The organism is Xylanibacter sp. (assembly GCF_057607445.1).
The window spans coordinates 131,209-148,874 of record NZ_DBLZAX010000006.1 but is presented as its reverse complement, the minus strand read 5'-3'; the positions used below and the strand labels follow the sequence as shown (position 1 = coordinate 148,874).

Sequence of the window (17,666 nt, the reverse complement as noted above, 5' to 3'; positions counted from 1 at the left end):
AAAGTCTTAAACAAATGATAAAGCCATAAGATTATGAGAAGACAGAACCAATACAAAATTTTAATATATATATTAGCATTCTGCCACTTGTTGGCAGGATGCTCTGATGATCTGTTTACTGACGACACAGGTCGCGGCAACGGAAAGAAGATAACTTTGTCGGGCGAGATTGACCAGCTGGCGGTTACGAGAGTAAACGACAACGGCTTTGCCGACGGCGACGTGATGGGCGTGTATATTGTCGACTATAACGGCAACACGCCGGGTACACTGCAGTTGAACGGCAACAGGGCAGACAACGTGCGCCATACGTTCGACGAAGCTGCCTATAAATGGAACTCGGCCTATGATATTTATTGGAAAGACGACCACACTCACGTGGACATATACGGATATTATCCCTTCGGCAGTCCCGAGAGCATAGACGCCTATCCGTTCACCGTAGAGCGCGATCAGAGCAAACCATCGGAAGACGGCACGATGGGCGGCTATGAGGCCAGCGACTTTCTGTGGGGTAAGGTGGCCGACGTGGCTCCGACAGATAAGGTTATCCGTCTGCCCATGGCTCACCGCATGGCCAACGCCCGTGTAACCCTCACAAAGGGTACAGGCTTTGCCGACGGCGAATGGGAGCAGACAGAACGTGTGGTACTTGCCACCAACCTGATACGCGAGGCTACGATAAACCTTGCCGACGGAACTGTAAAGGCAAGCGGCGGCATAGAGCAGACATCAACAATGCCGGCACGCGTAGGCGACGAGTGGCGTGCAATAGTTGTGCCTCAGACCGTACCGGCAGGCGCCACGCTGTTCAGCATAACCATCGGCGGAATACCTTATAAGTTCAGCAAGAACGAGGCGTTTACGTATACGGCAGGAAAGATGAGTAACTTCACAATCCGCGTCGATAAAAAGTCTGTAAGCGGACAATATGCACTCACACTTGTAAGCGAGAGCATCACGCCATGGGAGAACGACCTCGTAAGCCATAACGCCACGGCAAAAGAGTATGTCATAATCAACTCTACCCCCGGTCATCTTAAAGACGCTATCACTGCTGCCAACAAGGACTATACAAAGCTGAAGAACCTGAAGATAACGGGACAGATAAACGGAGTTGATTTCTACTTTATGAGAGACGAAATGACATCACTACAGGCTCTCAACTTGAAAAATGTGAAGATAGCCCGCACTGATGTCAAGTTGCATTATGGTTCAGGAAATTTACAACCAAGGACTTATGACGAGGATGAGATACCAGAGGGTGCCATGGCTGAAAAAAACAGTTTAAACAGACTTGTATTGCCAGACACTTTGAAGATTATAAATAGTTGCGCATTTGAAAGTTGTAAAAATCTGACAGGTTCTCTTATAATTCCAGAAGGTGTAACAGAAGTCAAGACTGCAGCATTTGGTGACTGTGCATTCAACGGTTCACTCTCCCTTCCATCAACACTAAAAAAAATTGGTAATGGATTCGAGTCTAATTGGTCTAATGGTACTTTCACTAACTGTAAATTTGTCGGTGAACTTATTCTGCCTGAATCATTGGAATTTATCGGTGAGAGAAGTTTTGAAGGATGTTCCGGACTATATGGAAATCTGCATCTACCCGACAAGCTGAAAGAAATTAGAAAAAGAGCTTTTCAGAATTGTAAAAATCTGACTGGCGACATCACAATTCCACAGGGTGTGAAGATTATTTCTGAAGAATGTTTCTCTGGAAGTGGATTTAATGGTAATCTACAGTTGCATGACGGAATATCAACTATAGAAAAGTCTGCATTTAACAATGTTCCTTTACGTGGTGATTTAAAGTTACCAAAAGAATTAAATATTATCAGTGATTATTCTTTCTCTGGATGTGATTTTTCCGGCGTATTGTCACTTCCGAGTTCACTGACTTATATAGGCGAAGATGCCTTTTACGGAAACTGGCGCCTGATGGGAACACTCGAAATTCCGCAGGATGTGGCGAGCATTGGCAAAGAGGCTTTTGCTAATTGTCGTTCTTTGGAAGGAATTGTCTTTCCAGAAGGTATAGAAAGTGTGCGAGATGGCGCCTTTAAAGAGTGCTACGGCATAGGTTCTATTGTATGTAAGGGAGAAATGCCTGCCTATGTTGAAGGCACGGCTTTTGAAGGTGTTGCCAAGGATAACTTCACGCTTGAAGTGCCCGAAAGTGCCATAGCCCAGTATCAGGCAGCACCGGGATGGTGCGATTTCAAGCGCATTGCCGCCCATCATGAGTTGGTATGCCGTCCGTCTACGGTATGCGCACTGAACAACGGACACACGCAGACATTGGTGCTGGATGCTGAAGGCGAATGGGAAGTTGAGAGCAAGCCCGACTGGTGTGAACTGTCGCCAATGAGCGGTAAAGGCAAGACGGAGGTGACCATAAGTATAAACACTTTGTCGAAAGGTGCCGGCAACAGAACCGGCGAAGTGGTGTTCAAGCTGAAAAATGAAGACTATACCCATACGTGCAGCGTAAGTCAGTATGACTACATCTATGGTGAAGACGAGTGGCTGACGTTGCAGAAGGCGACACGAGGCAACACAGGCGGAATAAATGTTGTGATTATAGGCGACGGATACAACGCCAAAGACATAGCCGAAGGCGACTGTCTTCCTGCCCTGAAAGAGGCTGCTCAATATCTTATAACCATAGAACCTTATAAGACATACTCAAAATACTTCAACATCTACATAGGTTTTGCCATGTCTAACGAGAGCGGTATAGGCACGGTGAACACCATACGCTACAACCGTTTCGGCACAACATTCACCAGTGGTGTCGGCTTGCGTGCCGACTATGACGAGATATTCAGCTATGCGCTCAATGCACCGACCGTAAATCAGAACAACTTGAACCAGACGCTGATAATCATTGTGCCCAACACTACTGAATACGGCGGCATCTGCCAGATGTGGGAGGATGGTTCGGCTATAGCCTTCTGTCCGCGGAGCACCTATGGCTATCCGCTCGACACCCGCGGAGTGATACAGCATGAGGCCGGCGGTCACGGCTTCGGCAAGCTTGGCGACGAGTATATCTACCATAACGCCTTCATCGACTTCTGCAACTGCACGTGCTGCGGCCATGTAGACGCCATTAATTGGGCAAAGTCGCTCGGCTGGTACGACAACCTGTCGCTTACGGGCAAGATGCACGAAGTGCCATGGAGCCACCTTATTTCCGACAGCCGCTACAGCGATGTTGTTGACATCTATGAAGGCGGATTCATGCACAGTCGCGGCGTGTTCCGTTCAGAGCAGAACTCATGCATGAACAACGAAATTCCTTATTACAGCACAATAAGCCGCGAGAGCATCGTAAGGCGTATCAAACGCTATGCCGGCGAGACATTCTCGTTCGAGGAATTTGTTGCCAACGACAAACGTGATGCAGGCATCGTCACCCGTGGCATGGGTGTCGGTTCTGTAAGCGTTGGGCACGGACAGCATATGCCGCCCAAAATACATAAGGGCAGTCCGCTCAGCAACATGCGCAAGGCACGCCGCCACAGATAAAAACATGAAACGGAAATTGTGGATAACGTGAAAAATGCTATTTTAGTATAAATTTTTAAGTAAATTAAATAATAAAGACGATGAAAAAGCGTATTATACATATAGGTCTTGCACTTGTTGCGCTGATAGCAGCCGGATGCAGCCAGGAAGACGACACACCGGTAGACGCAAGGCATACGCCCATGAGGTTTGAGGTGACTCATCCTTCACAGCGCACAAGGGTGACCGACTCGGGATTTGAGAACGGCGACAGGATAGGCCTGTTCGCAAGCAGCACCGACAAGCCCCTCGAGATAGGCGGCAATCTTGTGAACAACGAGCCGCTGACGTGCAGCGGCAGCTCATGGACAGCAAGCCGCACGCTTTATTGGGACGAAGGCACGTACAACTTCTATGCCTATTATCCCTACATGACGTCCGTAAGCTCTATCGAGGACCTGCCCTTCAGCGTGCAGACCGACCAGAGCACGGCCGACGGCTATGAGGCCAGCGACTTCCTGTATGCACAGACCAACAACGTCAGCGCGTCAAACTCTCCCGTAACCCTGGCCTTCAAGCACATAATGAGCAAGCTCACCATACGCCTGATAAAGGGCGAGGACTTTGAGGGCGAGATGCCTACATACGCCGAGGTGTATGTGCATAACACTGTGCCTGAGTCGACCATAGACCTAAGTGCCGGCGTTGCCACAAAATATGTAAGGGGCAACGGCACCACGATAAGGGCCCGACAGATAAGCAGCTATATCTATTCGGCCATAATAGTGCCTCAGCGCGTGGCCAACCGCATGCCGCTGATAGAGGTTGTGATGGACGGCGTGTCGTATCTCTACGAGAGCACGTTCCAGTTTAAGCCCGGCACGGAACATCTTGTAAACTTCATCATATCAGGCAACCCTGAACAGATTAAAATTGAAATAGGAGGCGAGATTGTCGGTTGGCAATAGTCTTGCCGGTTATCAACTTGAATGAAAGCGACAATATATATACTATCCATACTAACTCTCATTTTAGGGGGTGTGGCTGTGGCTTTGGGGCTGCAGCCCACCCTCGGACAGACTGACAGCAAAAAAAACATCAACAGATACGGGCTGCATGAGGGGCTCGAGCTTGTTGGCCGCGTTGACGGCAAGGGATATGAGACCTTTGCGGTGGTAGACGAAAACGACAGACTGCTCTTCGCAATACCGCTGCGCAACTGCATGTTCGACGTGCGCTACCGCAACGGACAGCTGCGCTTCCGCGAGAACGGCACAGGCCGCGAGGGATTTGTCGACCGCAACGGCAACGTTACGTTCTTCAGCACAGGCACCGGCATACCCTCTACGGTTGAGCAAGAGGAGAGCAGCACTATGGCGCAGGCGCCCGGACAGAGCACATACGAAGGCGGACAGAATAGCGGCAAGGCAGACAAGTCGGGCAGCATGACCGACGGCGACCTTAAACAAATGGCACGCAGCAATCCTTTCTATAAGGAGGCTGCCAAGATCCTTGCAGGCAAACTGTCGGTTGACGATGCTCAGCGCCGCCGCGTGATACTCAACTACTGCGAACACTTCCGCATGGCCTACACCACCAAGGACATCGACTTTCTGCGCCAGGTGTTCAGCGAGCAGGCCCTCATCATCGTGGGCAACGTGGTCAAGACCAAGGCCGGCAGCGAAGGCAAGTTTATGCCGGCGTCGCGCGTTGAGTATAACATCCGCACCAAGAAAGAATACATATCGCGGCTAAGCAAGGCCTTTGCCGCCAGCAAGAACATAAGCGTAAAGTTCTCCGACTTCCGCATAATGCGCCATCCAACAATGGACGGCATCTACGGCGTCAGCCTCCGCCAGCAGTACAAGAGCGACCGCTATGCTGACGACGGCTACCTCTTCCTGCTCTGGGATTTCCGCAACGAGTCGATGCCGCTGATACATGTGCGCACATGGCAGCCGACAGAGACCATCAGCGATGACAACGAAGTGATGAACATCAGAGACTTCAACCTGGAGTAACTAAAGACAAGTTAAGCTAAGACAAACGACATTATCACTTTAAACAAACCTATATGACAGGCAAGATGTTACATATACGCACGTTAAAGGCACTGCTGCTGACGCTCATGCTCTGCATGGCAGGCTGCGGCACGGCCCTGGCACAGCAGTTCAGCGTGACTAAGTTTCGCGTCTTGCCCAACGACGTGAGCGCCTTTATCACTCCGGTGCGCGACCTCAACGACGAGGCGTGCGCCCTGCTGAAGGTTACGGCCACGCCCGAGTATGCCTTCTCGTCGCCTTTGGGCATTGTCATGCGTAAGGACAATGTAGGCGAGATATGGCTTTATCTGCCCAAAGGCACAAAAAAGATTACCATAAAACATCCTGAATGGGGCGTCATGCGCGACTATAAGTTTGAGAAACCGCTCGAGAGTCACATGACCTACGAGATGGTCATCAACTCGCCCAAGCCTGACATAGCCCTTAAGCACGACACTATTGTGCTGACAAAGACCATCGTCGACACAATAGCCGTGAAGAAGCGGCGGCCGAAGCTGCCGCTCAGGACTCATGCCCTGTTTACAGTTTCGATGCACGAAAACGGACCTTCGTGGGGTGTCATGGTGGCATTAATGCGCCGCCATGGCTTCTTCGTTCATGCAAGTGCCGACCTTCGCAGCATAGGCAAGACCGTAACCACCTGCGACAAGGAAGGATTTACCGACGGAAGCAGCATAAAACCATATTACACAGGACAGACACGCCACTCGACATACACCGTGACGGCCGGAGCGATACACCGCCTCGGGCGCATGGTCAGCCTGTTTGAGGGCATTGGCTATGGCCGCACGGCCACGGCATGGGAGCTGGCTGAGAGCGAAGGAGGCGGACTTGCGCTCAACGACGGCCTGACACACAAGGGCCTCGCAGCCGAGCTTGGCGTGATGCTGTCGTTCGGACGGATAAGCGTGTCGGCATCTGCTGTAACCATAGCCGGACGCCATTGGCAGGGCTGCATAGGTGTAGGCATTAACATTGGCAAAAGATGAAGACAAGGATATTATCACTCACCACAATGATAGCGCTGCTGCTGACGCTGGCCGCATGCAGCAGCGATGAGGCTCCGGATAACTTTGAACCGCGCCTCGTAACGGGTGAGGCTTCGGGCGTAACGCGCACTGAGGCCGTCATCGCAGGCGAGGTGATGCTGCAGGGAAGTACCGACATGCCGGAGCTGCGCTTCAGATACGGCACGACAGACCAGATGGACCACACCACGGGCGTGCTTGACCCCGACGGCAACAAGGTGAAAATACAGCTGACGGGGCTTCAGCCGGGCACGATGTACTACTACAGACTGCATGGCACCAACGGCCGCGTGGAGCTGCATGGCAACACGATGACCTTTGTAACCATGCCAAACGACAGGCCCACGGTGGGCGTGCCGGCAGTGCTGAGCCAAGGCCCAATGAGCGTCATTGTAGAATATGAAATAACGGACGACGGCAACGAGACCATAACCTCCACGGGATGCTACGTAACCGACATTGAGACAGGCGACACGCAGAGCGTAGAGGCTGAGACGCCGGGCGCTGAAGGCGTTGGCATGAGGGTGCGCATAGGCGGACTGCGCCAGAATGCCACCTACGAGATAAAGGCCTACGCCGCCAACGGCGAGGGCGAGAGCGTGGGCGAGGCGCTGACCATAACCACGTCTGATGCCGTTCTGCTGGCCGATGCGGGCGAGTTTGAAGAACTTATGGGCGACAGCAAATACGAGTATACTACGCTGTCTATTGCCGGTCCTATGAACGGCGACGACCTGCGGTGCCTGCGCCAGATGATGGGACGCGACATCGACGGCTCTGCCACGGCAGGCCGCCTTGCACAGGTAAACATGGCCGACGCCCATATCGTGGAGGGCGGAGGAGTGTATGGCTCGTCGCGATACACCGAGAATAATGTAGTGGGTTACGGCCTCTTTGCCGACTGCACCCTGCTTACAAGCGTTACTCTGCCTTCCGATGCCGTCAAGATAGAGAAAGACGCCTTCATGAACTGCACGGCGCTCAGAGAGATAACCATACCGGCATCAGCCACCGACATCAGTCCGTCGTCGGGCTGTACGGCGCTCGCCGCCATCAACGTGTCGGCAGCCAACACTGCATACAGCAGCATAGACGGAGTGCTGTTCGACGCCGGTGCCACAGAGATACTGTGGTTCCCCATAGGCAAGCAGGGCGACTATACGCTGCCGTCCACAGTCAAGGCTATAGGCGACTATGCCTTCCAGGGCTGCCACATAACACGCTTCACCCTGCCCGACAACCTCACGGAGATAGGGCAGGCCGTGTTCTACGACAGCAGTGTAGAGGAAGTGGTCATGCCGTCAGGGCTTAGACTCATACCCACAGCCACCTTCCAGAAGTGCGACAAGCTCACCACGGTGCGCCTCGGTGCAGCCACAGAGCTGATATCTGACTATGTGTTCGACGGCTGTCCGCTCGAGCATCTGTATGTCGACGCACAGTATCCGCCCGTGTGCAACAGCAACGCCCTGACCAGCACGCCCGACTTTCTGCCAACATGCACGCTGCACGTGCCCAAGGGACGGCGCAACTTCTATCGTGCCGACTCGAGCTGGAAGCGCTTCGGCACCATCGTAGAGGAATGACGCGTGCTGCTCATTTACAAACAAAACAGCATTTAAGTTTATGACAATGAATACACCTGAAATAGAGGAGCTGAAGCTGCTCATTGAACAGAAATATGGAAAGACGCTCGGCACGACAACCGACTTTGAGGAGTTTTCGGTTCATCTGAGCCACGACACCGGACAGAACGTGTCCGCGTCGACGCTCAAGAGGCTCTGGGGATATGTCAACGACAGCCACAAGCCGCGCATGTTTACGCTCGACATCCGGGCCCAGTATCTTGGCCATGCCAACTATTACGCCTTTGTTTCGTGGCTCAAGACAAGCACACGTTACAACTCGTCGTTCTTCAACGCCAAGCAGCTCATCAGCAACGAGCTCGATGCCGGAACGGAGGTGGAGATAGGCTGGAGCCCCAACCGCCTGGTGCGCCTGCGCTACGTGGGCGAGAGCCGCTATGAGGTGGTGTTGTCGCAGAACAGCAAGCTCGTGCCCGGCGACAGCTTCGTCACAGGATGCTTCATCAAGGAGCAGCCGCTCTATCTGCCCTACATCGAGCGACCTGACGGCCGCACGGCCCCCTTTGTGGCAGGCCGCAACGGCGGACTAACCATAATTAACGTCATCAACATTGAGAAATGAACAATTCAGACACCGAAATATTGGACGACAGCCCCTCAGGATACATGAGCGACATAGACGGCGAGATGGACAGTGCCGTGCGCATACCCGTGCAGAACGCCTTCAGAGACATAAGCGAATTCTACGTATCGAGGTCGGGACATACGCGCCTGCTGACAGCTACACGCTTCGGCAAGCGCTATACGCTGAAATGCCTGAAGCCCGACTTTGCCTACACGCCCGTCTACCGTCAGGCCCTTGCCAAGGAGTTTGAGATTGGGCTGCAGATGGACCATCCGCACATCTGCCGCACCATAAGCATGGAGGAGGTGGCAGAGCTGGGCACGGTCATCGTTATGGAATATATCGATGGCGACACGCTGAAGAGCCTCATTGACAGCAAGACGCTGACGCCCGACATGGCGCGCAGAGTAACCGAGCAGCTGGCCGACGCGCTCGGATACATACACAGCAAGCAGATAATACACCGCGACCTGAAGCCTTCGAACATAATGATAACGCACAACGGCCACAACACCAAGCTGATAGACTTCAGCCTGTCGGACAGCGACTATTTCAACGTGCTGAAATGTCCTGCCGGCTCATCGGGCTACATCGCCCCGGAGCAGCTTCAGCCCGACGCCAAGCCCGACATAAAGGCCGACATCTATTCGTTCGGAATGGTGGTAAGAGACATGGCCCGGCTTACTGGCGACGCCTATCTGCGCCGCATAGCCGCAGCCTGCACCCGGCGCAACGCCTCTGAGCGTCCGGCAGACATGTCGGCCGTTATGTCGCTGCCGCGCACAGACAACCGTCAGCGCATCGTGGTTGCATTGCTGGCATTAGTTGTTGCTGCGCTCACTGCTTATGTGGCTGTTACGCTCTACAACCGTTCCACGGCATCAGACGACGTACGGCAGGACAACGCTCCGATAGAGATTGCTCCCGACAGCAACCGCGCCTTAGACTACACCCTGTGGCCCGAACGCGGTGAAAAGTAGAGCCAGTCCCCCGACAATTTACATCTTCTTCCGTAGTCTCCCCCGGCAAATAGGCGTAAATAGTATTTTTTTCCTACGTGATAAGGCGAGCGAAGTTTCGCTCCCAAGGCTCTATTTATACCTGCCGGTTTGAAGGCGAAATAGAACGACATAATATCCCCGAACAATACATCTTGTGAGTTAGAATACGAAGAATCGGATAATGATGATTTTAACCCAAATCAGTCATTATCCCGCGCATAGCTTTATCTATTTTGTGCATTCATGTTTTTCAGCCGTCTTTTTACCTTTTATTATCGTCTTTTTGTTCGCTTATTCTTGACATAGCCCGCTATACCTGTAAGAAATCTAACTTGAAAACAAATTACTGTTCTTTATTCAAATAACAATGCCTATTGCACAAAATATGTATCATTTTATGCAGTATAAGATTGTTATTGAGTAAAATGTTCTCCTCACATAGAAATTTAATACTAAAATTCCTTAGTTTATAAACATCTACACAATAGGTATAATAATCCCCAATCACTTATTATGATTTGGGTTTAATATTTATAAATGTTCTCGATCAAAAGTACGAACGAAACGAGGCTGGCTCATGCTTTTGAGTCAACCTCGTCTTGTTTTTTAAAGGTAAAATTATTTTACTCACATACATTCATTTTACATAGTCGAGATCACCTAGCATGCGATTAATCAGATTACGCAGATTATATTTAAAACCATCGTTCTGTTGATATTCCTTGTATAAAGACATATCACCTTTACGTTTTTTTCGGATAATTCGATCGATTATAGTAGCCATTGCTTCATCGACAGCCTGCTTATCAGGATTACCCACAACAAGAGTCTGATAATCTTCATCCTCCGTTACAGCTTTTGTAATGCTTATCAATTTTGCTTTCTGATCATCAGGCGTAGCATCCCATCCTTTAAACCATCGTTCATTAAAATCTTTAAGAATTATATCCAATGGATCTTTAGGCTCATCATCTTCTCCTCCAGCATTCACCATTATAGGTTTGTTAGGGTCAATTACAGTTTCTCCAGCATCAAGCTTAATTGTCTCATTCAAAACTGTACGACGTAAGCCATATGTATTCAAATCGACATAATCAAGCAAGTCTTTTATATCATTACCGCCATTGGGTTCAATATAAAGTTCAGGTATTAGGAAACGTAAAAACCAGAATAATTTTTCCCAATCCTTGACTTCATAACTCATAATAGCAGCTGCCTTGGAATAAACCTTAACAAATTGCTTGCATTTCATCTTAAAATCAGCTTTTCCATTTTCAGCCCATTCAATTTCTGAATTAAATCGTTGTGCAGCAACATCAATAATAGGAGCCCATTTGTCAGCTTCTTCTCCACGAATATACAAATCGATGAACTCATTTACTTCGTCCATATCGAATACACCCATTCCAAGCAATGTGGCTTTTAATTCATGAAGTACATTCACATTTGTAGCTTCTGATAAAGTTGTGGCAGTATAAAAAGGGTCAAAAGCTTCTTTTATATCTTCTATTTTATTATAGAAGTCGAGAACAAATAAATCTTCGCTAAGCTTACCTAGGTCAGGAGCTGCCCGATTAAGACGTGATAAAGCTTGGACAGCCAACACGCCATCTAAAGGCTTATCAATATACATAGCACACAACTTCGGTTGGTCAAATCCTGTCAGATATTTGTTGGCAACGACTAAAATCCGATAATCATCTGACTCGAATTTTTCTGCTGTTTGAGTATCAGGAAATCCATTCATTTCTGCCTCTGTATAGCGACGTGTCACATAATAATTTCCACAGGGTTCTGCAGCTTGTATATTATTTGTATTATATATTGGAGTATCATATCCAATGCTTTTGTCTATAATCTGTTTCTCTCCAGAAAATGCTATCAATATCTTATAAGGAAGTTTCCTTGCCTCCACCAACTTCTGGAGTGCCTTATAATATAAAATCGCACACTCAATATCTTTAGTTACCACCAGAGCTTTCGCCTTTCCTTTCAGCTTATGGTTACGGAATATCTTAGCATCAAAATGTGTCAGCATAATCTCAGCCTTGGCTTCTATAGTTCTAGGTTCTCGCTCTACAGCTCTGCGGAGCAACTTTTGGGCTTTTTCATTATTATATTCAGGATTATCCTCAATACTTTTTGTCAGTTCATAATAACTTTTATATGTCGTATAGTTAGACAACACATCAAGAATAAATCCTTCTTCAATAGCCTGTTTCATACTATAAAGATGGAAGGGATGGAATTTTCCTTCTTCATCCTCTGAGCCAAATCTTTCAAGCGTTTCCTTCTTTGGAGTTGCTGTAAATGCAAAGTAAGAACAGTTTGTGCTCATTTTACGATCTTTCATCAGCTTTTCCAAAAGTTCGTCTGTATCTGCCCCTTCACAATCCATGTCCTTCTGAATTGTTTTATTCACACTGTCAGCAGCTATACCAGACTGCGAACTATGTGCCTCGTCAATGATAATAGCAAAATTATGTTCGCTCACATCCGATATAGAATCACATATATAAGGGAATTTCTGGATCGTTGTAATAATTATTCGCTTTCCATCTTCAATGGCTTTTTTCAGATCATTGGAGGTATCAGCATGAGCTACAATTTTTTCACTCTTACCAAAAGCCTTAATATTGTCTGTTATCTGCTTGTCCAACAATCTACGGTCTGTAACGATAATCACAGAATCATATAAACGCGAATCTAGTGTCTTTGCACGAACTGCATCCATCGTAACAGGACAAACATCTATAAGTTTGTATGCCAACCACGTTATTGAATTTGATTTTCCTGAACCGGCCGAATGTTCAATCAAATAAGTTTTACCAACGCCAACTTTTGCTACATCAATAATCAATTTACTAACCACATCAAGCTGATGAAAACGTGGAAATATAAGTTTTTTAGCATTGGACATGATATGAGGAACCTTCTTTTGAGTCTTTGCTTCACCATAATCAAATAGCACATAATTCATAATTATGTCTGCCACAATATCTTTTTGCAAGACCTTCTCCCACATATATGCGGTTTTATATCCTCCATTAGGATTAACTGGATTTCCTGCTCCCAGCCCATTGGGCAGGCCTTGATTGAACGGCATAAAAAATGTTTTGCCCGAATTCAATTTAGTGGTGAAATATACTTCGTTCTTATCCATTGTAAAATGGGCAAGACAATGACCGAATTTCAAAAGTGCTTCCTTCGGATTCCGTTCCTCTTTATATTGTTTTTGACCATCATATTTGGCAGTCTGATGTGTCCATGGATTCTTGAATTCGAATGTAAATAACGGCAGACCGTTTATATACAACACCATATCAATCTCCAAGCCTGGATTACTAACAGAAAAGGTCTGCTGACGGGTCACGGAGAATTGGTTTTGCATATATTTTTCTTTTGATAATTGACTATCGGCAGGCGATGGTTTCGGATAAAACATTGTGACATGAATATTATCTATATCAACACCTTTCCTTAGTACATCAATAATACCAAATGTATCAATTGCTTTCGAAAGTTGCTTAGGAAGTTCGTTTTCAATATTTTTCCCTTTATATTCATCTAGAATATTTTGTTGGGTTGTCCTCAAGAACGACCACAAACGACGCATATCAAAAGCATACTTCTTGTCGGACATATCCTTCGGCAGTCCCCAATAATACTTATCTAAATCTGGAGACTGTGCATCAATATCATTAGCACCTGTTTGTTGACGTTCTTCTGATGTTGTGCCAACAAGCGCCTTTTCTATTAAAGCTTCAAAAGCCTGTTCGTTTGTCTTGTTCATATTTTTAATTCTAATCTGATATATAACAAAAAGATTGTGGTGCCTGGACAATATTATAGTCAGAGAGCATTTTCATCTTTTTATATTTTTTTATTTTACCTATTTCTATTGCATTTGCAATATTTTTATGTTGGAAATATGACAAATAATATTCTTTCGATATACCGGAATATTCTTTTGTTCTCTCCCATAAAACGTCTACACTTTCTGAAAATATATCTTTTATCCTAAACTCACCGACAATGCGTTTGACGGGAGCAGATGCATAGATAACAACCACATTTATATCATTTCTTTTGAATAACATTTTACGATATTCATACTTTTTACTCCCATCAAAAATCCTATCTACGAATTCAGGTTTAATTGATAATAAAACTTTCATCACTTTTTGTCTCTTTCAAAATAATTTCAAATTGTTCTTTTGTTATCGGTTTAAATCCTCTTGGTGCATCGTTTCTGCCTGATAAAATTTTTAGATCTATAAGCCTTTGCATATTAATTCGATGCGGAAAAGAATATACATACAAAAAGTTTACAACAAAAGGATGTCTTATCGACGACTTCCACATGTTCCTCAATTCCTGTTCTGGGTAAACACTTTTTTTTCGACAATATGAAATAAAATCTTCTTCATCTTTAAAATCAAATTTAAGTTCCTGCACTACTCCTATCGTAGTAATAACACTTTTATATAATCCTCCCGTACGATAGAAAATTAGAATGTCTCCAATCTCCGGATAAGGTTCAAGAGCCCTTGAGACATATACTTTATTAATACTGTTACGATGAGGAAAATCTTCAATAAATTCTTGCGGTGATTCTGTATTTAAAATAGAATCTGGAAGAAGTTCTGTATGATATTTAGGATATATAGGGACTATATATGCATGCCGTTCTCTTGAAATATAAGGGAAACAGCCTTTAATATCCTTTACATCATATTTAGGTGAGAAGTCCCTAATATATACCAGTTCTTCATTCTTCTTCCCCCACAAAGTGAATCCCCATTGTTCCAATAATTCAATTAATCGTCTTTGTTCAGGACGTTTATCATAAATGGTTACATATATTTCTTGAACATGATTTTTCAAAGCATTATCAAAAATTATTTTAATAAATCTTTCACCTAACCTAAAACCGTTACTTATAACTTTGAAAGTACCAATTTTTAATCGTTTTTTAGGCGAGAACATAGGGGTTATATCCATATAACTTTCATTTTCATCTTCCACCTTTAAATAGAGGAAAGACAAAAGCATCCCATTATTTGAATTTATAGTAATATATGCCTCATTATCATATTTTTTTATGAACCATTTATCAAAGCCAATATAATCAGCTTTTAAACTATCAAAAAAAGGATCTTCAAGACTGAGCTGTCCAAATTTTATTTTTTGGACATCAAGAACTTTATAATTAACTAAATCAGGATGTTCTGCAAAAGTTCTTTCCAAAAAAGAATCTATCGTATAAACCTTGTCTTGAATTCCTAAAACATTAGCTTTTTTATGAATTTTTTTGTCTTCAGTGATTAATATATCTACGCGTCCAACAAATACTTCATTCAACAAAGAAGTATCAATTAAATCATTTCCTGTACGATCATAGCTTTCAGAGATTTTTTTTACTTCATCTTGTATAGGTGAAGGTATCTCTATTGTCTCATAACTGTCTAATTTTACCAAGAAAAGCTTAACCGTTTCTTTATTGGGATTTTTCTTTATCTCATCAATAGTTGCAGAATGAATACATTTTGTATATTTCCCTCTATCCAACCAACGATAAAGAATACCTATATCTTGAGACACAATTTTATTTGCTTCTCTATGAATAATAATATTGGTATCTAATAAAGCTTTCATATTATTTTCTTTTTATAATCCAATATGAGAATAAAATAAACAATATCGCAACTGCAATAAAATATTCTAAGGGAATCTGACAATACCATTTTACATTTGACACCCATTCAGACCGTACCGTATAAAAGGCAAATAATAAACTGCATAGAATATTTGCACCTATAGCTAATGCTATTTGCTTATTCCCAATAGTTTCTTCAGAACATGTAGTAAATAGGGAATAACTATCTTTATTGCAATCTTTTAAAAATATTATATTATAGCAATCTTTACCTATATCTTTCACATCCGGAAGATATTTTTTGAAGGCCTCTGTCTCTAATTTTCTAATATTTTTAAGCTTAGAAGAATCAATAAAACTAAACTCAAAATCATCAGGGACAGAGTGTAGACAAAACAGATTTTGAATTTGACAAATCTGCAAATCTTCATTTGATTTCAAATTATAAATGTCTTCTGGTAAATTACGAGTTTCATTAATTTTCAGGTCATATATATATGTATTTTGGGCAATTCCTGATTTTTTTATCGCAATTGTTCCATTATGTTTTACTAAAACTCTAAAATACAAATTCCCTTCAGATCTATTAGGCCTATTAAGAGTAAACTTTAGAAAACCACTTGAAACGTCTATCCTGCAAGGTAAAATAGTCAACGAATCACGTTCCTCGAATTGCAAGATACTTCCATCCCGATGATCGGCTCCAATATTACTAATTCCACTTACTATATTATTAAATATAAAGCGACTATTTGCGCTATTAGACAAATTCTCTAATAAACATTTTACTTCATCTCTCTCCTTAATAAAAGGAACTGATAACCAAATATTTAAAGTGTTATTTATAAAACTTTCATAAGAAAATTCCATACCAAACTCTATATATGAATCGGCATTAGGAAATTCCCATGTACAAATATGTAGCCGTTCTATCTGGATAACCTCTTTTGCTAATATGTAATATGAATTATTCATGATACTTTTACTTTTCCGGTTACTACATCATTGATTATTATTTGTTTGCGCTCCTGAAGGAGGGCGAGCATTCTCTGTTGAAAGGAAATGACTTTATCAATACGCACCGTCGCATTTCTTATATGTGAAATAATGTTGTTTTGTTCTTGAGTTGAAGGAATAAGTATATTGAAATTTTGCAACATGAATAATCTCACAGAATCAACAGTGCTTTTTGCACTATACTGCTCTATTATATGCTTAAACTTAATTTGCATGTAATAATAAAGATATTCACCTTCTATATTTTTGAAATTATATATTATATATACTCTTTGATGACAACCAAATTTTCCCTTAACATAATGGAAAACCTTTCCCGCTCCTACACCATCTCCGGCCATTAATACGGCCTCTCCGTCAAAAGAAAAAGAGTTTATATGCTCAATTTTAGGAGATCTAACATAAAATGGATATTTCCCGTTATCCTCCCTATCAATCGTATCTTTATCCCCCGTTTTTATATTACAAAGAAAACGTAGTCTTTTTTGCTCCCAATGCTCAGGGATCTCTCCAATCCAATCAATGCCACTATCTTTCATTGGAGCATCTGGATTAAGCCCTTTGGTTACTGCATTATTGATAATTATCTGTTTGCGCTCATTCAACAAATCTATCATCTTTTGTTGCTGGGCGATTGCTTCATCAATCTTTGATGAAACTTTATCGAGATAAGAAACAATTTTATCTTGCTCATCTATTGGTGGAATAAGAGTCAGAATTTGTCCAAAATCATCCGTGTACATACGCCAACGTGAAGGTATTACACCAGTCGAATGTCTCGCAAATTCAGCCAAATACATAGGCGTTTTATACAAATAATGCATGAACTTGGGATTTGCAGCCTTTTTCAGTCTATAGACACAATAGGCCGGACTAACGATGCCATTATATTCTGAAACGCCAAGACCACCCATCCAAGCAAGCATGATATTTATAACCAGATTGTCTTTGGCTACTTTCTTATAACCTTTAAGAGATTCACTTCTAGATTCATTCTTAGCTTGTGTTACCCCATCATACTGAGATACAGACAATAAATTTTCTGAACCATTTCCTGAAAAAGAAAATACTTCATTCCACAGATATTTAGCCTTAATAACATCCCAATGTTTTGGAATTTTACCAAGCCACTGTACACCACTATCTTTATATTCATTATATTTTTCCATGC

General features: G+C 44.3%; 12 protein-coding genes. 7 read left to right on the top strand and 5 right to left on the bottom strand.

All coding sequences use genetic code 11. From position 1 onward, the window contains the following. Positions 1–33: 33 nt before the first annotated feature. The 7 genes from ACZMIG_RS06740 to ACZMIG_RS06710 all read left to right on the top strand — a co-directional run bounded on the left by ACZMIG_RS06740 (position 34) and on the right by ACZMIG_RS06710 (position 9,798). Positions 34–3,537 carry a leucine-rich repeat protein gene (locus tag ACZMIG_RS06740; RefSeq protein WP_487889330.1) on the top strand — a complete coding sequence of 1,168 codons (3,504 nt, stop codon included), beginning with the start codon at positions 34–36 and terminating at the stop codon, positions 3,535–3,537. An 80-nt stretch (positions 3,538–3,617) separates the two neighbouring features. Continuing rightward, a complete protein-coding gene (locus tag ACZMIG_RS06735) occupies positions 3,618–4,484 on the top strand; it encodes a fimbrillin family protein (protein WP_053397628.1) in 867 nt (288 codons plus the stop codon). Between the two features lie 21 nt (positions 4,485–4,505). Continuing rightward, a complete protein-coding gene (locus tag ACZMIG_RS06730) occupies positions 4,506–5,537 on the top strand; it encodes a hypothetical protein (RefSeq protein WP_302024746.1) in 1,032 nt (343 codons plus the stop codon). A gap of 53 nt (positions 5,538–5,590) precedes the next feature. After that, positions 5,591–6,568, top strand: coding sequence for a hypothetical protein (locus tag ACZMIG_RS06725; RefSeq protein ID WP_487889329.1), 978 nt, complete (start codon positions 5,591–5,593; stop codon positions 6,566–6,568). Continuing rightward, complete coding sequence (locus ACZMIG_RS06720; RefSeq protein WP_487889328.1) at positions 6,565–8,193, top strand: leucine-rich repeat domain-containing protein; 1,629 nt, start codon at positions 6,565–6,567, stop codon at positions 8,191–8,193. The genes ACZMIG_RS06725 and ACZMIG_RS06720 overlap by 4 nt, the downstream gene beginning before the upstream one ends. A gap of 40 nt (positions 8,194–8,233) precedes the next feature. Beyond that, positions 8,234–8,815, top strand: coding sequence for a hypothetical protein (locus tag ACZMIG_RS06715; RefSeq protein WP_487889327.1), 582 nt, complete (start codon positions 8,234–8,236; stop codon positions 8,813–8,815). Further along, positions 8,812–9,798, top strand: a complete 987-nt coding sequence (locus tag ACZMIG_RS06710; protein WP_021855877.1) for a serine/threonine protein kinase — start codon at positions 8,812–8,814, stop codon at positions 9,796–9,798. Before ACZMIG_RS06715 ends, ACZMIG_RS06710 begins: the two co-directional genes overlap by 4 nt. A gap of 658 nt (positions 9,799–10,456) precedes the next feature. Here the strand turns inward: ACZMIG_RS06710 and ACZMIG_RS06705 are convergent. The 5 genes from ACZMIG_RS06705 to ACZMIG_RS06685 are packed head-to-tail and all read right to left on the bottom strand — an operon-like array spanning position 10,457 to position 17,664. Beyond that, positions 10,457–13,612 carry a type I restriction endonuclease subunit R gene (locus ACZMIG_RS06705; protein ID WP_487889326.1) on the bottom strand — a complete coding sequence of 1,052 codons (3,156 nt, stop codon included), beginning with the start codon at positions 13,610–13,612 and terminating at the stop codon, positions 10,457–10,459. A 10-nt stretch (positions 13,613–13,622) separates the two neighbouring features. Beyond that, positions 13,623–13,997 (bottom strand): ASCH domain-containing protein, encoded by a 375-nt coding sequence (locus tag ACZMIG_RS06700; protein WP_487889325.1) that lies wholly within the window; start codon positions 13,995–13,997, stop codon positions 13,623–13,625. Beyond that, positions 13,975–15,477: a PIN domain-containing protein gene (locus tag ACZMIG_RS06695; RefSeq protein ID WP_487889324.1), complete on the bottom strand. Its 1,503-nt coding sequence runs from the start codon at positions 15,475–15,477 to the stop codon at positions 13,975–13,977. The genes ACZMIG_RS06700 and ACZMIG_RS06695 overlap by 23 nt, the downstream gene beginning before the upstream one ends. 1 nt (position 15,478) lies before the next feature. Beyond that, entirely contained in the window at positions 15,479–16,453 is a 975-nt protein-coding gene (locus tag ACZMIG_RS06690; RefSeq protein ID WP_487889323.1) for a hypothetical protein, read from the bottom strand. After that, positions 16,450–17,664, bottom strand: coding sequence for a restriction endonuclease subunit S (locus ACZMIG_RS06685; RefSeq protein ID WP_487889322.1), 1,215 nt, complete (start codon positions 17,662–17,664; stop codon positions 16,450–16,452). Before ACZMIG_RS06685 ends, ACZMIG_RS06690 begins: the two co-directional genes overlap by 4 nt. Between the last annotated feature and the right edge of the window lie 2 nt (positions 17,665–17,666).